The sequence below is a fragment of the Actinosynnema sp. NPDC004786 genome, assembly GCF_053601135.1.
Genome location: NZ_JBSGBG010000005.1, coordinates 117,227 through 137,598 on the forward strand (window position 1 = coordinate 117,227; position 20,372 = coordinate 137,598).

General features: G+C 73.7%; 16 protein-coding genes. 6 read left to right on the forward strand and 10 right to left on the reverse strand.

Features of this window, described 5'->3' with window-relative positions:
• Positions 1-435 precede the first annotated feature (435 nt).
• Together ACWEFJ_RS06320 and ACWEFJ_RS06325 are read left to right on the forward strand one after the other, a co-directional pair.
• On the forward strand, positions 436-1,314 hold the full coding sequence (locus ACWEFJ_RS06320) for a bile acid:sodium symporter family protein (protein ID WP_449713114.1): 879 nt from the start codon (positions 436-438) through the stop codon (positions 1,312-1,314).
• 184 nt (positions 1,315-1,498) lie between these two features.
• A complete protein-coding gene (locus ACWEFJ_RS06325; protein WP_378097469.1) occupies positions 1,499-3,784 on the forward strand; it encodes a PQQ-dependent sugar dehydrogenase in 2,286 nt (761 codons plus the stop codon).
• 51 nt (positions 3,785-3,835) lie between these two features.
• Here the strand turns inward: ACWEFJ_RS06325 and ACWEFJ_RS06330 are convergent, their stop codons facing one another.
• Positions 3,836-4,036 (reverse strand): hypothetical protein, encoded by a 201-nt coding sequence (locus tag ACWEFJ_RS06330; RefSeq protein WP_378098229.1) that lies wholly within the window; start codon positions 4,034-4,036, stop codon positions 3,836-3,838.
• 114 nt (positions 4,037-4,150) lie between these two features.
• On the opposite strand from ACWEFJ_RS06330, the gene ACWEFJ_RS06335 reads away from it, so the two are divergent.
• Complete coding sequence (locus ACWEFJ_RS06335) at positions 4,151-7,882, forward strand: AAA family ATPase (RefSeq protein ID WP_449713115.1); 3,732 nt, start codon at positions 4,151-4,153, stop codon at positions 7,880-7,882.
• Positions 7,883-7,918: 36 nt separating this feature from the next.
• Here the strand turns inward: ACWEFJ_RS06335 and ACWEFJ_RS06340 are convergent, their stop codons facing one another.
• A complete protein-coding gene (locus ACWEFJ_RS06340; protein ID WP_449713116.1) occupies positions 7,919-10,189 on the reverse strand; it encodes a catalase in 2,271 nt (756 codons plus the stop codon).
• Positions 10,190-10,264: 75 nt separating this feature from the next.
• Positions 10,265-10,657, reverse strand: coding sequence for a GNAT family N-acetyltransferase (locus ACWEFJ_RS06345; protein ID WP_378095318.1), 393 nt, complete (start codon positions 10,655-10,657; stop codon positions 10,265-10,267).
• 150 nt (positions 10,658-10,807) lie between these two features.
• On the opposite strand from ACWEFJ_RS06345, the gene ACWEFJ_RS06350 reads away from it, so the two are divergent.
• On the forward strand, positions 10,808-11,515 hold the full coding sequence (locus ACWEFJ_RS06350; protein ID WP_449713117.1) for a hypothetical protein: 708 nt from the start codon (positions 10,808-10,810) through the stop codon (positions 11,513-11,515).
• Positions 11,516-11,995: 480 nt separating this feature from the next.
• Here ACWEFJ_RS06350 and ACWEFJ_RS06355 read toward each other — a convergent pair whose 3' ends face one another.
• The 5 genes from ACWEFJ_RS06355 to ACWEFJ_RS06375 form a co-directional block, all read right to left on the reverse strand.
• Positions 11,996-12,436: an STAS domain-containing protein gene (locus ACWEFJ_RS06355; RefSeq protein WP_449713118.1), complete on the reverse strand. Its 441-nt coding sequence runs from the start codon at positions 12,434-12,436 to the stop codon at positions 11,996-11,998.
• A gap of 496 nt (positions 12,437-12,932) precedes the next feature.
• A complete protein-coding gene (locus tag ACWEFJ_RS06360) occupies positions 12,933-13,433 on the reverse strand; it encodes an SRPBCC family protein (RefSeq protein WP_378095324.1) in 501 nt (166 codons plus the stop codon).
• Positions 13,430-14,173, reverse strand: a complete 744-nt coding sequence (locus tag ACWEFJ_RS06365; RefSeq protein WP_449713119.1) for a metalloregulator ArsR/SmtB family transcription factor — start codon at positions 14,171-14,173, stop codon at positions 13,430-13,432. The genes ACWEFJ_RS06360 and ACWEFJ_RS06365 overlap by 4 nt, the downstream gene beginning before the upstream one ends.
• A gap of 29 nt (positions 14,174-14,202) precedes the next feature.
• Entirely contained in the window at positions 14,203-15,288 is a 1,086-nt protein-coding gene (locus ACWEFJ_RS06370) for a M20 family metallopeptidase (RefSeq protein ID WP_449713120.1), read from the reverse strand.
• Positions 15,289-15,331: 43 nt separating this feature from the next.
• The gene (locus ACWEFJ_RS06375; protein ID WP_378095349.1) at positions 15,332-16,720 is read right to left on the reverse strand and encodes an MFS transporter; all 1,389 of its coding nucleotides are present in this window, start codon (positions 16,718-16,720) and stop codon (positions 15,332-15,334) included.
• A gap of 146 nt (positions 16,721-16,866) precedes the next feature.
• On the opposite strand from ACWEFJ_RS06375, the gene ACWEFJ_RS06380 reads away from it, so the two are divergent.
• Both ACWEFJ_RS06380 and ACWEFJ_RS06385 read left to right on the forward strand, forming a co-directional pair.
• Positions 16,867-17,208 carry a hypothetical protein gene (locus ACWEFJ_RS06380; RefSeq protein WP_449713121.1) on the forward strand — a complete coding sequence of 114 codons (342 nt, stop codon included), beginning with the start codon at positions 16,867-16,869 and terminating at the stop codon, positions 17,206-17,208.
• On the forward strand, positions 17,205-17,441 hold the full coding sequence (locus ACWEFJ_RS06385; protein ID WP_449713122.1) for a DUF6343 family protein: 237 nt from the start codon (positions 17,205-17,207) through the stop codon (positions 17,439-17,441). Before ACWEFJ_RS06380 ends, ACWEFJ_RS06385 begins: the two co-directional genes overlap by 4 nt.
• Positions 17,442-17,451: 10 nt before the next feature.
• Here ACWEFJ_RS06385 and ACWEFJ_RS06390 read toward each other — a convergent pair whose 3' ends face one another.
• Complete coding sequence (locus ACWEFJ_RS06390) at positions 17,452-18,321, reverse strand: isocitrate lyase/PEP mutase family protein (RefSeq protein ID WP_449713123.1); 870 nt, start codon at positions 18,319-18,321, stop codon at positions 17,452-17,454.
• A 165-nt stretch (positions 18,322-18,486) separates the two neighbouring features.
• A complete protein-coding gene (locus ACWEFJ_RS06395) occupies positions 18,487-20,184 on the reverse strand; it encodes a serine/threonine-protein kinase (protein WP_449713124.1) in 1,698 nt (565 codons plus the stop codon).
• Positions 20,185-20,372 lie beyond the last annotated feature (188 nt).

Here is a 20,372-nt window from a genome sequence, read left to right on the forward strand (position 1 = left end):
GGGCGGTGCGGGCCATGCACGCCCACACCGCCGACCCGGACCCGGACCCGGCTCGCGCTCTACCGCCTGGCCACCTGCCCGTCCCTGGTGGCCGGTCCGCTGCGGCTCCGGGATGGTGGACATCGTGGAGCGGAACATCGCCCGCCCTCTCCCGGTCGGCGGTGCCCAAATTCCGGCTCCCTGCCGTCGAACGCGTTCGACCCCCCGAACCTGTTAGCGATAACAACCAACCCGCGTGTCCTACGTCCGGAACGCGCGTGTCCCACGTCCGGAACAGCCGAGTTGAACGCTCGGAACGCCGCGTCGCGCGCACCCGGCGCCTCTCCGTTCTTGCCGTTTACCGGCGAACCCGGTGTCAAGACCTCCCGATTCGTCCCGTTCTGGGGGAAGATGCGCTCCTCGTTCCGGTCCGACGCAGAGGCTCAGGTGGTCGCCGTGGATTCCGCACTGACGTCGATCGGCCTCCCGATCGCGCTGGCCGTGGTCATGTTCGGGCTGGGGATGTCGCTCACGACCCCCGACTTCGCCCGGACCGCGCGGGAGCCGCGCGCGGTCGCGGTCGCGCTGGCCACCCAGTTGGTCCTGTTGCCGCTGGCGTGCTTCGGGCTGGTGGTGGCGTTCGACCTGGAGCCGGTGCTGGCGGTCGGCATGATGCTGCTCGCCGCGTCGCCCGGCGGCACCACGGCGAACCTGTTCAGCCACCTGTTCCGCGGCGACGTCGCGCTGAACATCACCCTGACCGCGGTGAACTCGGTGGTCGCGGCGGTCACCCTGCCGGTGGTGGTGAACTTCGCCCTGGGCCACTTCCACCCGGCGGCGGACGGCGCGCTGGGCCTGGAGTTCGGCAAGGTGGCGCAGGTGTTCGCGCTCGTGCTGGTGCCCGTGGCGCTGGGCATGCTGGTGCGCCGCTGGTCGCCGGCGTCGGCCGACCGCGCGGACCGGCCGGTGCGGATCGTCTCGGTGCTGGTGCTGGTCGCGGTGATCGTCGGCACGATCGTCGCCGAGATCGAGAACACCGCCGAGTACCTGGCCGCGGTCGGCCTGGTGAGCGTGCTGTTCTGCGCGATCAGCCTCGCCGCCGGCTACCTGCTCCCCCGGCTGGCGAAGGTGGGCGAACGCCAGGCGATCGCGTCGGCGTTCGAGGTCGGCGTGCACAACAGCACCCTGGCGATCACGGTGGGCGTCAGCGTCCTGGGCGACGAACGGCTCGCCGTGCCCGCCGCCGTCTACGCCGTGGTGATGTTCCCGCTCGCCGCGGTGGCGGGGTTCGTCCTGACCAGGGGTCGGGCGAACCGCGAGACCGTGCTCGACTGAACGCCGCGCCGCGCTCGACCGGACGGCGCACCCGTCCGCCGAATAATCGGGGTCGTCGATACTCCGGTCGTATGACAACCTGCGGCATCCCCTCCACCGTCCGCTAAAGCGGTGCGGTTTCGGCAACCCGCATGTAACCCTTCCGTGCTCACTCGAAAGTGTCACGAAGGGAACAAATCGGGACATGCGCTTACTCCGCCGCGCACCACTCGCCCGTCGTGGGAGACGGGTGACCGCCGTGGCCGCCGCGACCCTCGTGGTCGCCGCCACCGCGGTGGCGCTCCCGCCGGCCGCCACCGCCGCCGTGCCGACCGGCTTCACCGACACCCTCGCCATCGGCGGCCTCACCAACCCCACCGCCGTCTCCTTCGCGCCCGACGGGCGCGTGTTCATCGCCGAGAAGAGCGGCCTGGTCAAGGTCTTCGACTCGCTCGCCGACACCACGGCCACCGTGTTCGCCGACCTGCGCCCGCAGACCCAGGACTTCTGGGACCGCGGCCTGCTCGGCCTGGCCGTCGACCCGCAGTTCCCCGCCCGCCCCTACGTCTACGTCGCCTACACCTACGACGCGGCGCCCGGCGGCACGCACCCGCGGTGGGGCGACCAGTGCCCGACCCCGCCCGGCGCGACCGACCAGGGCTGCGTCGTCACCGGTCGGGTCTCCAAGCTGACCATGGGCTCCGGCGGCACCATGACCGCCGAGCAGCCGCTGGTCACCGACTGGTGCCAGCAGTACCCGAGCCACTCGATCGGCACGGTCGTCTTCGGCCCCGACGGCGGGTTGTACGTCGGCGGCGGTGACGGCGCGAGCTTCAACTTCGCCGACTACGGCCAGGTCGGCAACCCGTGCGCCGACCCGCCGTCCCCGGCGGGCACGAACCTCACCGCGCCGACCGCGCGGGGCGGCGCGCTGCGCTCGCAGTCGATCCGCCGCCCGGCGGGCGAGCCGGTGAGCCTCGACGGCTCGATCGTGCGCATCGACCCCGACACGGGCGCGGGCCTGCCCGGCAACCCGTTCGCGGACAGCGCCGACGCCAACGCCCGGCGCGTCATCGCGCACGGCCTGCGCAACCAGTTCCGCTTCGCCTTCCGCCCCGGCACCGAGGAGCTGTGGGCGGGCGACGTCGGCTGGAACACCTGGGAGGAGGTCAACCGGATCGCCGACGTGAACGACGCGACGGCGGAGAACTTCGGCTGGCCCTGCTACGAGGGCGCGGCCCGCCAGGGCGGTTACGACGGCGCGAACCTGACGCTGTGCGAGTCGCTGTACAGCGGCGCCGGCCAGACCGCGCCCTACTACGCCTACAGCCACTCGGCGAAGGTGGTGGCGACCGACCCGTGCCCGACCGGCGGCTCGTCGATCTCGGGCATCGCGTTCGAGTCCGACAGCAACTACCCGCCGGCCTACGACGGCGCGTTGTTCTTCGCCGACAGCTCGCGCGGGTGCATCTGGGCGATGCAGACCACCGCGGGCCAGCCCGACCCGGCCAAGCTGGTGCCGTTCGTGACCGGGGTGAACGTCCCGGTGCAGATCACCACCGGTCCCGGCGGCGACCTGTTCTACATCGCGCTCGGCGCGGGCCAGCTGCGCCGCGTCAGCTACCCGACCGGCAACCGGGCGCCGACCGCCGTCGCCGCGGCCACCCCGCAGACCGGCCCCGCGCCGTTGACCGTGCAGTTCGACGGCACGGGCTCGACCGACCCCGACCCCGGTGACACCCTGACCTACGCGTGGGACCTCGACGGGGACGGCCAGCACGACGACTCGACCTCCGCCACGCCGACGCACACCTACACCGTCGAGGGGACGGTGGCGGTCGGGCTCCGGGTGACCGACCAGTCGGGCGCGTGGGGCGACACGACGATCGCCGTCACGGTCGGCACGCCGGTCGCGGAGGACCCGGTCCCGGTGATCGACGCCCCGACCGCGCCGCTGAACTGGGTGGTGGGCCAGAACGTGGCCTTCTCGGGGCACGCCACCGACGCGCAGGACGGCGCGCTGCCCGCGTCCGCGTTGAGCTGGAAGCTGAGCATCCAGCACTGCGCGACGAACGGGTCGTGCCACGAGCACGTGGTGCAGAACTGGACGGGCGTGGCGTCGGGGTCGTTCATCGCGCCGGACCACGAGTACCCGTCCTACCTGGACCTGACGTTGACCGCCACGGACTCGTCGGGCCGCACCACGAGCACGACGACCAAGCTCGACCCGCAGACGGTCGCGCTGACGTTCACGTCGAGCCCGAGCGGGTTGCAGCTCAGCGTCGGCGGCACCGCGTCGACCACGCCCTTCACCCGCACGGTGATCGTCGGGTCGAACAACTCGATCAGCGCGCCCAGCCCGCAGAGCGGTCCGCTGGGGTTGCGCTTCCGGTACGGCAGCTGGTCCGACGGCGGCGCGCAGACGCACAACATCACCGCGCCGGCGAGCCCGACGACGTACCGGGCGAACTACTCGCTCTGCCTGTGCTGAGGTGACGCGAACCGGCCGCGGACCCTCGTCCGCGGCCGGTTCCCCTTCGCGTCACAGCAGGCCGACGGCCACCGCCACGCTCAGCAGCAGGGCGGTCGCGCCCGCGAACGCGGCGCCGGCGGTCAGGGCCGCGGCCGGCAGCGGGGAGCCGGCCAGGCGGCTGAGCACGCCGGCGGCCAGGGCTACGGCGGTGGCCGCGCCCGCGATCGCGGCCAGGGTCAACAGCGTCACCAGCAGTGGGTTGGGGGTCATCGGCGTTCCTTCCCGGCCTCGTCCTGTGATCACCTCTGACTCTGCGGCGCGACCGGGGCGCGTGGCGCCGGCTCGCTGACCGGTCCGTGACATCCTGACCGGGGCGCGGAGGAGGTGGAGTTGGTCTCGCTGGACGACGTCGCCGCCGAGCTGCGGGTGTTGCGCCGTCGTGGTTTCGGCGAGCTGGACGAACGCACCTTGGCGGACCGGTTGCCAGGGCTGGCCGCCGCCGCACGGCGGGTCTACGACGTGGCGCCGGACCGGCCCGCGCCGCTGCGCCGGTTGATCGTCGCGGCGGGCAGGCAGGTCACGCCCGCGGAGCTGCGGCCCGCGGTGGCGGACCTGTTCGGCCTGGCCGACACGTTCGGCAAGACCCTGGCCTACCGGCAGCACGCGGCCGCGGCCCGGTTCGCCCCGGTGCCCGCGCCCAGCACGTTCCGGCAAGCCCCGCAGTACACCCGCCGCCTGGTGGAATCGCTCGCGGCGGCCGTGGTCGACCTGGTGTCGGGCAGCACGCTGACCGAGTTGCGCCGGCACGCGGGCGAGGACCTGGTCGACCGCGCGGACCTCGTGGCCGAGGGCGTCGCGCTGATCGAGGGCGGCGCCCGGTTCCTGTGGCTGCGCGGCGAGCCGGGCACGGGCAAGACCGTGCTGGCCGACCGGCTCGCCGAACGCCTCGCGCCGCGGCACCCCGTGGTCCGCATCCGCATGGGCAACTCGCGGGTCATGGACGAGGACGTGCTGCGGGCCGTGGACGAGCCGCACGTGGACCGCGCGGCCCGTTTGGAGCTGTTCCGGCGCAGGCTGGCCGAGGGCGGCTCGATCGGGCTGGTGATCCTCGACGACGCCGACTCCCCCGCCGCGGTGGACGCCCTGGCGTTGGCCGACTCGCGGACCCCGGTCGTGGTGACCAGCCGCACGGCGGGACCGGAGGGGGTGGCCGAACTGGTCGTGGGCAACCTCGGTCCCGACGACGCCGAGGAGGCCGTGCGGCGGCTGCTGCCCGACCTGGGCGACGAGCACACCGCGCGGCTGGCCCGGCTCTCCGGCGGCCGTCCGCTGGTCATCGGCCACGTCTGCCGGTACCTGCGCGACGCCGGGCTCGACGCCGCGACCGTGTTGGACGGCCTGGAGCAGGACACCGGGCGGGCGCTGGACGCCATCGACTCGACCACCGACCGCAGCCTGACCGCGGTCTACCGGGGCGTGCTGGCGGAGTTCGCCGCGCAGGGCGACGTGACGGCCGTGCTGGACAGCCTGCTGTGGATCGCGGTCGAGGGCCTGGTGCCCCGGTCGGTCGGGCGCGCGTTCCTGGCCCACCGGTTCCCCGGTCCGATCGGCGCGGTGCTGGTGTCCACGGCGGAGGTGGTGCTGGCCCGGCACGGCCTGGTGGCGGTGCAGGACGACGCGTACGTCGTCCACACCCTCACCGCGGAGGTGCTGTGCCGGCTGCGGCGGGAGTCGATGACCGCCGTGCTGGCCGACTTCGTGGACTTCCTGCGCCTGCCCCCGCCCGACGAGCCGCGGACCGACCAGCGCGGGCTGATGCACGCCGAGCTGACCGTCACCGCGGGCCTGGTGGACGGCGGAGACCTGCTGTGCCTCGGGTCGGCTTCCTGGCTCGCGGTGCGCCGGCGCACCGACGGGTCGCGCTCGGCGACGCTGTACCGCGTGCACTCCACCGGCATCAGCGCCCTGGCGGACGGCGGCGAGACCCGGCAGTTGGCGGGCGCGGCGCTCGAGGAGGTGGCCGACTGGACCAGCGACTACTACGAGCGGTCGGCGTGGCTCTACGGTTTCCGCGCCGCACGCGACGAGGAGCCGACCGAGCACGGTGACGGCCACGTCCACCGGGTGCCGTTCATCCCGGCGGACCCGGTGGTGGACCGGGGTTTCACCGAGGCGCGGTGCGGCAGGCGGTGGCGCGTCCGGCGGTCGCGGGCCGAGGCCGAGGGGCTGCCCGAGTGCCCGGACTGCGCCGCGATGTCGTGGCGCGAGTTGGTGCGGATCTGGGCGGGCCTGGGCGTGACCACCACGCTGCGGCGGCTGCTGGCCGACTTCGACGCGGCGGTCGCGGCGGGCGACGTGCCGGCGGCGTCCGAGCGGGCCGGGGAGGTGGACCGGTTCGTCGAGCGGACCCGACCGCTGCCCACCGTGTCCGTGGCGCGGAAGCTGGCCAAGGCGGACATGGCGTTGGCGCGACTCGTGCGACCGCACGACCCGGAGCGCGCTCTCACGCTGTACTCGCGCGCCGCGGACCGGTACGGGCAGTGCCTCAGCCGCCTCACCGGTGACGACCTGTTCAGCGCGTTGGACGAGTTGGGCAACGCCCTCGCACCGCAGACCTCGCTGCTGCCGCGATCGGACCCGGCGGCGCTGCGGGCGGTGTACGCGCGTCTGGTCGAGGTGCACCGGAAGCAGCTCGACCTCCGCCCCGACGACGTCTGGGCGCGCGACCTGCTGGGCGTGGTGCTGGCGAACCAGGCGAACCTGATCGCCGCGGACGACCCCGCCGCCGCGCTGCCCCTGCTCGACGAATCCGTTTCCCTGCACCGGGACGCGCTGGCCCGCGAGGACCGCACGTCGTCACGGCGCTTCCTCGCCGACACCGCGTCCGTCCGCGCCGGGGTCCTGCGCCGGCTCCGCCGACCGGACTCGGAGTCGGTGGCGGAGGCCGCCGGGCACTACCGGGCGCTGGCCGCCGACGCGCCCGACGACGCGGACCTGCTGGGCAGCCTGGTCACCGAGACCTACCGGCTGGCCCTGGCGAACCGCGAGGACCGGTCACCGGGGGCGCTTGCCCGCTGGGAGGCGTTGGAGGCGGACACGCGCAGGCTGAGCGCGTTGCGGCCGGACGACCCGCGCAACGCGCACGACCTCGGCGTGGTCCTGGCCCGTCACGCGCACGCGCTGCGCGAGGTGGAGCCGGGCCGCGCGGCCCGGCTGCGCGCGGAGGCGACGTCGTTGCTCACGACGTTGGCGGAGCGGGATGCGGACGACGTCCGGACGTTGGGCGACGCGGCGCGCGGGCTCGCGCTGCTGGCCGAGGACGACACCCCGGAGGACGAGACGGCGACCGGCGCGGCGCTGGCCCTGTTCCACCGGTACCTCGACCACCGGCCCGGCGACGTCGCGGCGATCCGCGAGATCGGCAGGCTGTCCGCGCTGCGGGGGTGGCGGCGGTGGAACACCGACCGCGACGCCGCGGTGGGGCACTACGGCCGCGCGGTGACGTGGTTCCGCACCGCGCTCGACCTCCGCCCGGACGACCCCGGCGACCGCTTCCGCCTCGCCGTCACCCTGCGCGACCACGCCGTGCTCGACAACGACGCGGGGACCGCCGGGGAGGCCGTCGAGGCGATCCGGCACGCCTTGGAACTGCTGCCGGACCACCCGGAGCTGCTCGGCGCGCTCGCCATGACGTTGGCCGGACGCGCACGCCTGTTGTGGGCGAAGGGCGAGCGCGGCGCGGCGACCGCCGTGGGCGACGACGCGATGGCGGTCAAGCGGGACCTCCCCGCCGACCCCCGGCACGCCCTGGACATCGCCCGGGTGCTCCTGGCCTGCGCGACCGTCCGCGGCGACGACCGGCTCCGGGCGGAAGCCGAGCAGCGCTACCGGTCGTACCTGCGGACGTCGCCGGACGACCCGCAACCGCACTTCGAACTGGCCGTCCTGCACGCGGAGGCGGGCGACGCCGCCCGGGCGATCGGCCGCCTGGCCCGGTGGTGGCGCACCACCCGGAAGACGCCCGACGTGCGGCGGTGGCAGGTGGCCGCCGAGCACGCCTTCGACCCGGTCCGCGACGACCCGCGGCTGGTCGCCCTGCTCACGCGCGACGGCTGACCCCGGACCGCGCCGGGGTCAGCCGTCGTCGGCCGTTCAGACCACGGAGACCGGGAACCGGTCCCAGACCCGGTGTGTGCCCAGCAGGGTCGCGACCTCGCCGAACACGTCCGCCGGGGTCTGGCCCACGACGACGCCGGGCTCGCCGGGCGCGACGCCGGCCTCCACCAGGGCGGCCTCGCCGTTGCCCCACACGCCGATCGCCTTGGCGTGCCGGTAGCACTCCTGGACCATCAGCACGACCCGCGGGTCGACGGTGGCCGACGGCGCGCCCGCCTTGGCGTCGCGGTGCGGCAGCGCGTCCGGGCCGGGCGGCGGCGCGGCGGCCAGCAGCAGGGCGTCGAACTCGACCGAGCGGGCGGTCAGGAACGTCCGCTGCGCCACGAGCCCGTCCTCCAGCACGCCGCCGCGAGCGGCGATGACCAGCGGCACCATGCCGCCCGCGCTGATCGTCTGGCGCAGGGTGTGCAGGCCGTCCAGGCTCGCCGGGTCGTCCGCGTCCACGACGATGCCGATCAGCCGCCCGTCCGGCGGCCACACCTGCCCGAGCTGCGACACCGCCGGGCTGGGCGGCAGGTCGGCGACCTGCTCGGTCGGCTCGGGGGCGGGCAGGCCGAGGCCGGCGGCGACCCGGGCGCACAGCTCGGCGTCCACGTTGGCGAGCACGCGCAGCTCGCGTTCCTTGATCGCCTGCTCGTAGCACTTGCCCAGCTCGAAGGTGAACGCCCGGATCAGGTGCTCCTTCTCCACCGGGCTCAGGCTCCGGTAGAACATGCGCGGCTGGCTGTAGTGGTCGGCGAACGACGCGGGCGCGCGCCGCTCCTTGACCCCCTCGGCCACCGGCTGCGGGAACTCCACGAACGCGCCGGTCTCCGGGCTCGCCATGAACGGGCAGCCGCCGTCGAGGGTGTTCGGCTTGTACGGGGCCACGCCGCTGTGCACGGCGTGCTGGTGGAAGCCGTCGCGCAGCATGTCGTTGACCGGGGCGTGCGGCCGGTTGATCGGGATCTGGTTGAAGTTGGGGCCGCCCAGCCTGCTGAGCTGCGTGTCGATGTAGGAGAACAGGCGCGCGTGCAGCAGCGGGTCGTCGGTGACGTCGATGCCCGGCGGCAGGTGGCCGACGTGGAAGGCGACCTGCTCGGTCTCGGCGAAGAAGTTGGTCGTGTTGCGGTTGAGCGTGAGCATGCCGATCGGCTGCACCGGTGCCAGCTCCTCGGGCACGATCTTGGTCGAGTCGAGCAGGTCGATGCCCTCGAACGTCTGCTCCGGGGTGTCCGGGAAGACCTGGATGCCCAGCTCCCACTGCGGGAACGCGCCGGACTCGATCGCGTCGAACAGGTCGCGCCGGTGGAAGTCCGGGTCGACGCCCGCGATCATCTGCGCCTCCTCCCACAGCAGGGAGTGCACGCCGAGCTTCGGCTTCCAGTGGAACTTGGCCAGCGTCGACCGGCCTTCCGCGTTGACCAGCCGGAACGTGTGGACGCCGAAGCCCTCCATCGTCCGGTAGGAGCGGGGCACGCCCCGGTCGGACATGTGCCACATCACGTGGTGCGTGGCCTCGGTGTGGGTGGAGACGAAGTCCCAGAACGTGTCGTGCGCGCTCTGGGCCTGCGGGATCTCCCGGTCGGGGTGCGGCTTGGCGGCGTGGATGATGTCGGGGAACTTGATGCCGTCCTGGATGAAGAACACCGGGATGTTGTTGGCCACCAGGTCGAAGTTGCCCTCGGAGGTGTAGAACTTCGTGGCGAACCCGCGGGTGTCACGCACCGTGTCGGCCGAGCCGCGGGAGCCCACCACGGTGGAGAACCGGGTGAAGACCGGCGTGGTCACGCCCTCCTGGAGGAAGGCGGCCTTGCACACCTGCGCGGCGGTGCCGTAGCCGACGAAGACGCCGTGCACGGCCGCGCCGCGCGCGTGCACCACTCGTTCGGGGATGCGTTCGTGGTCGAAGTGGGTGATCTTCTCGCGCAGGTGGTGGTCCTGGAGGAGCGTGGGGCCGCGCGACCCGGCCTTGAGCGAGTGGTCGGTGTCGTACAGGCGCGTGCCGGTCGACGTGGTGAGGTATTCGCCCTGTTGTTCCCGGACGTCGGCCGCGGCGCCGGTCTCCGCGCCGGTCGCGGTCCGGGTCTGCGGGGAGGCCTGGTCGGGTTTGCGCGGCAGCGGTCCCTGCGGCTCGTCCGGTGGGTCCAGCGGGGGCGGGGCGCTGCCCGGCGTGCCCGGCACCGGCGGGGTGACCAGGTCGGCCACCTTCTCCACGGCTTTGTCGAGCGCTTCCTTCACAGCCTTGGCCGGCTTGAACGCGTCCACTTCTCCTCCTCGTAGGCAGTCCCACGCCGACTACCCACGTCGGGACGACCTACACGCCGGAACCTCCGTCGGGTGTCAGAGGGCGAGCAGGCCCGCCTTGGTCGGCCGGAAGCCGCAGGCGTCGGAGTAGAACGGTTCGAGGTGGTCGTCGTAGTCGACGTGCAGCCACTCGCACCCGGCGGCCCGTGCGCCTTCCGCCGCCGCGGCGACCAGGCGTTGCCCGACGCCCTGCCCGCGTTCGGCCGCGGTGACGAGGGTGTCGAGGATGAAGGCGTGGATCGCGCCGTCCCAGGCGACGTTGACGAACCCGATCAGGTCGTCGCCGCGACGGGCCGTGACCCAGCCCACGCTGTGCCGGGTGACCTGACCCCACCAGTCGTCGTCCAGGGGCCGGTGGTCGAAGCCCTCCGCGTGCAGGGCGTTGACCTCGGCGTTGTCGAACCGGCCGCGCCACTCGTAGCTGATCATCGGGAAAGCCTACGGAGGCTCCCCACCGCGGTCCCGGGCATTTCGTGGGGTGCGCCGGTTCACCCGTCCGGCATCGGACCCCGGTCCGACCTCCAACGCCGGACCCCAGGCCGATCCCCCTGGGGCCTGACGAATGCGACCGTCTCCCCCATGACCCACGACCACACCTTCCCGGGCCGCTGGATCGGCGCGGGCACGCTGATCCTCGGTCCGCTGCTCCTGCTGGCGGGCACGCTCTTGCGCCGGCCGTTCGACTTCTCCTTCCCCCGGCAGTTGGCGGCCGTGGCGTCCGACCCGGCCCTGATGACGGCCGCGCACACGGCGGTGACGGCCGGGAACGTGCTGCTGGCGTTCGCCGTGATCACGCTCGCCCACCGGATCGGGAGATCCAGACCGGTGCTCGCCTCCTGGGCCGCCACGCTCGTGGTGGTGGGCCTGTTCGAGCGCACGTTCCACGCGGGCATCGACCAGGCCGCGCACGGTCTGGTGCGCCGGGAGGGCGTGGCCAGGGCGACCGAGCTGGTGAGCGCGTCGTACCAGGAGTTACACCTGTTCAGCTTCCTGTCGTTCACCATCGTGGCCGGCTGGCCGGTGCTGGCCTTCGCCGCGTACCGGACCGGCGCCCTGGGCCGGGTCCGCGCCGTGGCGCTCGCCGCGACCTGCGCGCTGCCACTGGGCGTGCTGAAGGGCACCGAGATCACGTCCGTGATCGCCGTGACCGGCCTCTGCGTCGCCCTGATCCCGAGCGGCGTGCAACTGCTCCGAACCGGCCCACCACCAACCCGCAACGCGATCCTGCTGACCGCCACCACCGTCCCCGCCCTCGCCGCGCTGGCCTACGTGAGCACCCTGGGCTGACCGAACCCCAACCCGCACGACCCGACCAACCGACGATCCGCCCGGCAACGCGTCCCGGCCGCCGAGCCATAGGGCCTCTGCTCAGAGTGAGTGCGCGGTCTGCTTGTGATCTTGGGTTGTGGTGCGCAGGCACGAGTTGACCGACGAGCAGTGGCGGGCGATCGAGCCGCTGCCCCCTCGGGCGCGACAATCCGTCCGCTGTCGGGCGTGCCGACCGGCGGCAACGTCAACGACCGCGCCCAGTTCCCCAGGGGTCACGGCCGGCATCGGGTTCCGGCGACCAGACCGGCACGGGTCGACCGTCAGCCCGATGCCAGCGCAAGCGCCGTCACCGCCGAGCCCGACACGAGTGGTGCCCCACCGCTCCGTCCTCGTCACCGACGAACGCACCGGCGACTGGAACCGCTCCCAAACGATCCGTCGCCCCGGCGCGGACTTCGTTGGCTCACATCGGTCTCGTCCTCGGCCGGATCGGGCCGCTTACCGGGCTCGGCCTTCGGCATGAACGGTGGTCAGGGAGCGGACCGACGTGGTGAAGGAGCCGGCACGGGGCCGGAAGTTCACGATCAGCGCCTCGGCGAGGGTGGCGCACGGGGCGATCTCGCGGGCCAGGCCGCTGATCTCCAACGGTCGCAGGACGTGCCGGTGGGCGGCGACGACGCGCAGTTGCACGCCGGCCGCGAGGGCCGCGCGGTGGCCCCGGTGGAGTTCGTTCAGGCCGGCGGCGGCGAAGAAGTCGACCTCGGTCAGGTCCACCACGACCGGTGCGGGCGGGGTGGCCAGGGCCAGGCTGACCGCGATCTCCTGTGCCAGCTCGCGGACCGTCAACGCGTCCACCTCACCGGCGACGCGCACCACGACGGCATAGCCGTGCACGTGACGTTCCACCCGGAACGGGCGGCCGAACGGTTCTGTTCTCAAGGCCCGCAGCCTCCTCGAGGTCGAAGAAGGCAGTGGCTGCTGGCTCAACCGGCTGCGTCCCACGACCGTACCCGCACCTGCCGGAATCCGCAGCAGCTCACACCCCGCCCCGGTTGCCGCCGCGCCACGACGGCATTTCCATGGATTGGGGGACGGCGCAGCCCCTCCCCGGTGGTCTCGCCGGTTAAGAAGCAGCCGGCGAGGCCATCACACGACGCGTCGAGATGGCGAGCCGGTGGACACCGCCACCGGCCACGGGCACGTGCCGCCTTCCGAGAACCACTCGCGTTCCACCCGGCGCGGCGGAGCGATGGCCCACCGGCGCGCCCCGGGCCGCCGCTCGACCACCCGCCGACACATCCCACCCGACCCTGCACGATGTCCGTCCGACGCACCGCGGCCTCGTGCAGGAACCGGTGCCGACGTCGGCCGCCGGCCCACGCCGACCGGACCGGCTGAACGCCCTCGGCAGCGCCGGCGAGGGCGGCGGACCGCGTCAGTCGCCGGTGGCCAGGCCCTCGAAGTAGACCTTCTGCGAGGGGTAGTAGTCGTCGAACGACGGCAGCGGCGTGCCGGAGCGTGACGCGACCAGCATGTCCAGGTAGTACTCCCAGCCCGGCCCGACCTCGCCGATGCCCTCCTCGGTCGACAGGTGGTGCACCAGCCGCAACTCGGTGTCGCCGTCCACTTCGGACAGGAGCAGTTCGAGCCGCCAGGTGCCCGCCTCGTCCACCATGGACAACGCCAGCCGCCGGGGCGGGTCGCAGGCGTCGATGCGCAGTTCCATCCACGGCTCCTGCTCCTCGAACAGCATCTGCACCTTCACCGTGCGGCCGGGCGCGGCGTCGCCTTCCCACGGGCCGAACCACCTCGCGGTGCGCTCCGGCTCGGTCAGGCTCGCCCACACGTCGTCGGCGAGGGCGCGGAACGTCCGGGTGAGCACCAGGTCGCTGCCCGCTTCCGTGCGGATCAGGCGGCCGGTGGGGATCGGGGTCATGCCGTGTTCTCCTTCGGTTCGTCGGCTCGGCGTTCCCGCCGGGTGCGGTAGACCTCGGTCTCCAGCGCGTCGAGGTGGTGCGCCCACCCGCGGGGCCGCTCCGCGCCGCCGCCGGCCCCGGCTCGACCCGGTTCCCCCTCGGCCGTCCCGGTGCCGACCGGCCGGGTCACGCTCGGCCCGGTGCCAAGCGGCCGGGTCACGCTCGGCCCGGTGCCGGTACCCGGCCGAGCGGGGTCGGCGTGCGCGGTCGTGGTGTCCAGCGTGGGTTCGGCGTCGAGCGTTCCGGCGGTGATCGACGCCGTGCCGGTCCCGGCCCGCACGGGCTCGCGGTCAGCAGTCCCGGCGGCGATCAGTCCGGCGTCATTCGGCCCGGCGTCATTCGGCCCGGCGGCGGTCGGCCCGGCGTCATTCGGCCCGGCGGCGGTCGGCCCGGCGTCATTCGGCCCGGCGGCGGTCGGCCCGGCGGCGGTCGTGACGGTGCCGGGGTCGACGAAGGTGGCGAGCCAGCGGGCCAGCGGGGTCAGGCGCGAGGTGTCGAGCAGGTAGAAGCGCTGCCTGCCCACCAGCTCGTCACGCACCAGGCCGCTCTCCCGCAGCACCCGCAGGTGTCGGCTCACGGCGGGACGGCTGATCGCGAACCGGTCGGCGATCCGCCCGGCCGACAGCCGCCCGTCGGCGCGCAGCATCTCCATGATCTCGCGCCGCACGGGGTCGGCGATCGCGCCCGCCACCTCGTCCACGGGCGGAAGCGTAACCACCTGGTTACAGGTTAGGCAATGCCCTCCAGGAACGCGACGAGCGCCCGCCGGTAGGGCTCGACCGTGGTCAGGTCGGCGTACTCGTCCGGCCCGTGCTGCCCGTCGCCGCCGACACCGAAGATCACCGCGTCGATCCCCCGCTGGAAGTAGAACCGCGAGTCGGCCGCGCCGTGCTTGCGCAGCAGCTCCCCCGAGTAGCCCTGCTCCCGCGCGGCGCGTTGCAGTGCCCGCAGGTCGGGCCCGTCGGGGTCGGCCCGGTGCGGCGGCTCGACGTGGTCCACCTCGACCGTGACGCCGGGCGGGCACAGGGCGGCGAAGTGGGCGGCGACCTCGTCGGGCGTGCGGCCGGTGAAGTCGGTGTCCTCGGGCGGGAACCGGACGTCCAGCCACGCGGTCGCGTCGGCGGGCACCTGGTTGAGGGCCTGGTTGCCGGTCTCGACGCGGGCGACGTTGACCGTGGTCCGCCACTCCTCCCCGGTCGCCACCGGGTACGCGGCCAGCACGGCGTCCACGGCCCGCACCAGCTTCACCACCGCGTTGTCGCCGAGCCACTGGTACGCGCTGTGCGCGGCCCGCCCGGTCGCGTGCAGCCGCACGGCGGCCAGCCCTTTCGACTCGGCCACCACGCGCAGGGCGCTGTGCTCGCCGATCACCACGAACGACGCCGTCACGCCCTGGTCGAGCTGGTGCCGGGTGCCGTGCCGGCCGCCGACCTCCTCGTCGGTCACGAGCTGGAGCCCGATCGGGTACGGCAGCCGGGTGGCCGTGTCGCGGAACACCGAGGCCATGACCAGCGCGGACAGCTTCATGTCCTGCGCGCCGCGGCCGATGAGCCGGTCGCCGTCGCGGCGGGGCCGGAACTGCTCGTCCGTGCCGGGGACCACGTCCAGGTGGGCGTTGAGGAGCACCCGGAAGTGCGGGCGGTGCTCGCCGGGGTAGACGAGCGCGCTGGGCTTGCCGCCCGCCTCGAACCGCTCCACGGTGAAGCCGGGGCCGACGAGGTCGAGCACGAACTCCAGCGCGCGGCGCAGGTCGTCGGGCCGGTCGGCGGTCGAGCGGATGCCGAGCAGCCGCTCGGTCGACGGCAGCAGGTCCATCCCGTCATCGTGCCCGGACCGCGCGCCCGGCGGGCGGAGCGGATCAGGGCGCGTCGTGGATCGCCTGTTCCGCGCCCTCCACCGCGGCGGGGCACCGCGGGCGGACGCGCAGTTCGAGGATCGCGACCACCAGGGCCGCCGCCACCGCGATCGTCGCGCTGCCCACCGCGACCGACACCGCCACCGGGAAGTCCCGGTCCGAGGCGCTGAGCACGGTGTAGAACACGCCGGTCAGCGCCGCCGTGCCGATCGCGGAGCCGATGCGCTGACCGGTCTGCAACGCGCCGCCCGCCGCGCCGGCCATCGCCACGGGCACGTGCCGCAACGTCAGCGTGGTGTTCGGCGAGATCACCCACCCGCCGCCGATGCCCGCGACCAGCAAGGCGGGGGCGACCGCCCACCCGGCCGCGTGCGCGGGCGCGAGCCGCAGCACCAGGGCCGTCACGCCGAGCCCGACCACCACCATGCTCAACCCGGTGACGGTCAGCTTGCGGCCCCAGCGCTCCACCAGCCGCCCGCCGATCACCGCGGACGCCGCGGAGCCCACCGCGAACGGCGTCACGGCCAGCCCCGACTGCAGCGGCGTGTAGCCGAGCCCGGTCTGGAAGTACAGCGCGAACACCAGCCAGATGCCGGCGAAGCCGATGAAGTACACCGTCCCGAGCAGCGCGCCCGTGCCGTAACCGGGGGTGCCGGTGAACAGGGAGACGTCCAGCAGGGGGCTGCGGCCGCGCGCGGCGACCTGCCGCTCCCACCGCACGAACAGCACCAGCAGCGCCGCGCCGAGCCCGAACAGCCACCACAGCTCGCGCAGCCCGCCCGCCTCGGCGAGCACGAGCGGCAGCATCACCGCCAGCACGCCCGCGCCGAGCAGGGCCGCGCCGACGAGGTCGAGGTGCCCGCGCCGCCGGCCGCGGGCGCGCGGCAGCAGCCGGGCGGCGAGCACCAGCGCGGCCAGGCCGATGGGCACGTTGACGTAGAAGATCCACCGCCAGCCGTCGTCCTCGCCCGCCAGGGCCAGGATCGCGCCGCCGACCACCGGGCCCACGGCCGTGGAGATGCCGACGGTCGAGCCGAAGAACCCGAACGCGCGACCGCGTTCCGCGCCCCGGAACAGCTGCTGGATGAGCGCCGAGTTCTGCGGGGCCAGGGCGCCGGCCGTGACGCCCTGGGCGAGCCGCGCCACGATCAGCACCTCGGTCGTCGGCGCGAGCCCGGCCAACGCGCTGCACAGCACGAACCCGCCCAGCGCGACCAGGAACATGGTCCGTCGCCCGATCGCGTCACCGAGGCGTCCGGCGGGCACCAGGGCCAGGCCGAACGCGAGCGCGTACCCCGAGACGACCCACTGCACGCCCGCCGGCGTGGTGCCGAGGCCGTGCTGGATGGACGGCAGGGCGACCGACACGATGCTGACGTCGAGCAGGCTCATGAACCCGGCGACGAGCGTGACGGTGAGGGCCTTCCACCGCCGCGGGTCGGGTTGGTACGTGCCGGTCACCACCCATTCCTACCCGCCGCCGCGATCAACCGCACGGCAGCGCGTGTGGCGGGGGCGGCAGTGGATACCCCAGGGCCATGGACGTGGAGCCCGATCGCCTGACGGATGAGGACCTGCGCCGGTTCGTGCTGGACCGGCTCGCCGAGGACGAGGAACGGCTGGCGCGCGAGGAGCTGCCGCTGCTGGACGAGGCCGAACGGCGCGGGCGGCTGCGGATCCTGCGCTCGGACGACGGGCGGGAGCTGCTGCTCGTGCCCGGCGACACGCAGTCCCTCGGCGACCGCGAGCCCGTGCGGTTCGACGAAAAGGCGCGGTGGTTGCGCCGCGAGGTGGCGGGCACGTCCGACCGGTCCCTGCTCCAACTGCTGGCCACCGCCTACGACACCCACCACGGCTGGCAGGAGGAGTGGCGGACGTGACCGGCGCCGGTCACCCCGACGACGACCTGCCGCCTCCCGCACCGCCGCGCAGCGCGTTGACGCTGCGGCTGTGGCTGGCCGGGTTCGGCGTGGTCTTCAACGGGGTCGCGGCGTGGCTGTGCGTCCGGGCGGACCTGACGTGGCTCGCGGTGCTGCTGGGCGTGCTCGCGGTCGTCCTGGTCGTGGACTTCGCCTGGGTCGTGCACCGCAAGCGGCGCGGCGACCCCGGGTGAGCCGGACGGGTCAGCGGGTCATCGCCGGCCGGGACGCGCGCGGCGTCGGCACGTCGCCGCGGTCGCCCAGGTTGGGCCACAGCAGGTCCTGGGACTCGGCCACGTCGATCGAGTCGTCCGGCAGCACGCCGTCGGTGTCCTTGAGCCGGACCAGGGCGTCCTCGATGGCCGCGTGCGCGGCGAACAGGCACGGCGTGCTGTAGATCGCGACGTCCACGCCCAGGTCGGTCAGCTCGCGCAGCGACAGCCGGGGCGACTTGCCACCGGCGATCTGGTTGAACAGCAGCGGCTTGTCGCCCACCGCCCGCCGCACCCGGCGGATCACGTCGACCGACGGCATGCCCTCGACCAGCACCACGTCGGCGTCCGTCGCGGCGAACGCGGCCGCGCGGCGCAGCACCTCGTCCTCCCCGGTGGCGTCGGTCCGCGCCACCACGACCAGGTCCCGCCGGGTCGCGAGCACCAGGTCGAGCTTCTCGAGGTACTGCTCCAGCGGCAGCACCCGCTTGCCCTCGACGTGCCCGCACCGGCGCGGCCGCTGCTGGTCCTCCAGCACCACGCCGGACGCGCCGACCTGCTCCAGCGCGCGCACCACCTGGCCCGCCACCTCGGGGTCGGTGTACCCGTCGTCGATGTCGACCAGCAGGTGCCGCCGGGGCAGCGCCAACCGCAGCCGCTGCACGAACCCGACCACGTCGGGCCAGGCGATGAAGCCGACGTCGGGCAGGCCGTAGTGCGAGGCGGAGAAGCCGAACCCGGAGACGAACAGCCCGTCGTAGTGCCGGGCCGCGATCGACGCCGACAGCATGTCGAACACGCCGATCAAGGGGGTCGTGCCGGGTGCCGCGATCGCCTCGCGCAGCGCCTCGCCGTGAGCCATGCGACGAACCTAGGTGCGCGTGCCCGACGGGTCGAGATATCGGAAGGATGAGATCGACTCGCGCCGCCGGGAGCCGCCGCCGGCTCGGACCCGCACGCCGAGCCCCGGCCTTCCCGGATGGCTCAGGGGGTCCGGTCGCCCGTCACGGACGTCGGCCGGCTCCGATCAGCGCGGCTCGCGGCCGGTGCGGCGGATCATGTTCTTGATGTGGTCCAGGGTCGGTCCCCGGTCGTTCACCAGCTCGCGCTGGTTGTTGAAGTTCCACGCGAACAGGCCGAGGCGGTTGAGCTCGGCGATCGACTCGTCGTTCAGCAGCAGCCGGACGTCCATGTCGAGGACCTCGCCGGCGGTCTCCTTGTACGCGGCCACCATGACCTTGCCGTACTCGCCGAGCACGCGGATGCTCTGCCGCACCTGGTAGACGTTGCCGTAGGGCTGCTTGGCCACCACCGCCTGGTAGTCCGACGCCCGCAGCGAGCGGGCGAAGTGGGAGAACATGGACCGGCCGCCGCCGTTCTCCGGGTCGTCGTCCTCGACCTGGTAGCCGTCCCAGCCGAGCGCCACCCGGGCGTTCGGGGCCGTCTCCTTGATGATCCGCCGCACGTCGAGGTAGCTGTCCTGCAACGCCTCGTAGTAGGCGGGGCTGGCGCCGTACGCGCCGTCCTCGCACGCCATCTTGTTGACCTCGTTGAACACCGTGACGTACAGCGGCGGGTCGTCGGCCTTGCCGGCGAAGATGCCCGCGAGCGCGCGCATGTCCTCGCCGAACGCGGGGGACAGCGGGTAGGCACGTCCGCAGCCGGGGCCGTACTTGCCGTCGACGGGCACTTCGGGGTCGTCGATCTCCCAGTCCGCCACGATCACGTGCAGGGCGTACCCCCGGGCGTAGGCGTCGGGCACCTCCTTGTCCCGCCACGCCGCCATGGTCCGCAGATCGCTGGGCTTGTGGTAGTTGGTGGTGAGCATGGTGACCGGCGTCTCCCGCACGAACTCGGACTCCAACGCCGTGCCGATCTGGTCGCCGATGCCGTACACGAGCGTGCCGGGCGGCGCGGCGGCGGCGCTGCCCGCCGGACTCCCGGACCCCGACAGCGTGGCCCCGAGCACCGCCACCAGCGCCGCGGCCGCACCCGCGGTCGTCAGCGCGTGCTTCGACAGCCCGCGCGACGCCCCGAGCAGGCGCGCCACCCTCTCCGCGCCGGGCCGGCGGGCCGGGTCCGGGTCGGTCAGCGCGGCCACGACGCGCGCCATGCGCTTGTCGATCCGCCCCTCGGCCGCGGCCGACAACGTCACGCCGAGCGAGTACATGTCCGCCGCCGGGGTGGCGCGCTGTCCCCGCAGCACCTCGGGGGCCAGGTAGCCGGCCGTGCCCGCGGTCTTCGCGCTGCCGGTCAGGGTCACCTCGTCCCACATCGCTACGCCCAGGTCGGCGAGCTTGGCCGTGCCGTCCGCGGTGACGAGGACGTTGGCGAGCGTGATGTCGCGGTGCACCATGCCTTTGGCGTGCATGGCGGCCAACGCGGTGGCGACCTGCGCGCCGATCCGGGCCGCGAGGTCGGGGGCGATCGGGCCGTCGGTCCGGCAGATCTCGGCGAGGCTGCGGGCGGGCAGGTACTCCATGACGAGCCAGCGCGTGCCGCCGTCGACGACGGTGTCGAAGACCGAGATCACGTTGGCGTGGTGCAGCCCGGCCCCGATCCGCGCCTCACGACGGGTCGCCTCGCCGTCCCCCGTCGTGGCCAGCTTGAGCGCCACGACCCGGCGCAACTCGAGGTCGGTGGCCCGCCAGACCTCCCCCATGCCGCCCGCGCCGACGACCGCGTCGAGCCGGTACCGACCCGCGATCACGTCATTGTTACGCACCGACCCAGCCTAATGACCGTGCGGAGTCGCCCGTGACGCGCACGACCCGGTGGGTCCGCGCGGACGCGTCGAGCCCTCCCCCGACAACCCCTTTCCCCATTACCCGCACCCCGGTAAAGCGCCTCGGAATAACCGCGCGAAAGCATTCCCGGTTACCCGGAATGGGCGTCCGACACCACATATGTGAA

What these genes read in the sequence shown, in the direction of transcription:
- ACWEFJ_RS06345 (WP_378095318.1), bottom strand. Translation starts at nt 10,657, where the DNA reads ATGATCAGCTACGAGTGGCGCGGCCGGTTCGACAACGCCGAGGTCAAC.
- ACWEFJ_RS06370 (WP_449713120.1), bottom strand. Translation starts at nt 15,288, where the DNA reads ATGGACCTGCTGCCGTCGACCGAGCGGCTGCTCGGCATCCGCTCGACC.
- ACWEFJ_RS06375 (WP_378095349.1), bottom strand. Translation starts at nt 16,720, where the DNA reads ATGAGCCTGCTCGACGTCAGCATCGTGTCGGTCGCCCTGCCGTCCATC.
- ACWEFJ_RS06330 (WP_378098229.1), bottom strand. Translation starts at nt 4,036, where the DNA reads ATGACCCCCAACCCACTGCTGGTGACGCTGTTGACCCTGGCCGCGATC.
- ACWEFJ_RS06360 (WP_378095324.1), bottom strand. Translation starts at nt 13,433, where the DNA reads ATGACCCCGATCCCCACCGGCCGCCTGATCCGCACGGAAGCGGGCAGC.
- ACWEFJ_RS06350 (WP_449713117.1), top strand. Translation starts at nt 10,808, where the DNA reads ATGACCCACGACCACACCTTCCCGGGCCGCTGGATCGGCGCGGGCACG.
- ACWEFJ_RS06325 (WP_378097469.1), top strand. Translation starts at nt 1,499, where the DNA reads ATGCGCTTACTCCGCCGCGCACCACTCGCCCGTCGTGGGAGACGGGTG.
- ACWEFJ_RS06380 (WP_449713121.1), top strand. Translation starts at nt 16,867, where the DNA reads ATGGACGTGGAGCCCGATCGCCTGACGGATGAGGACCTGCGCCGGTTC.
- ACWEFJ_RS06390 (WP_449713123.1), bottom strand. Translation starts at nt 18,321, where the DNA reads ATGGCTCACGGCGAGGCGCTGCGCGAGGCGATCGCGGCACCCGGCACG.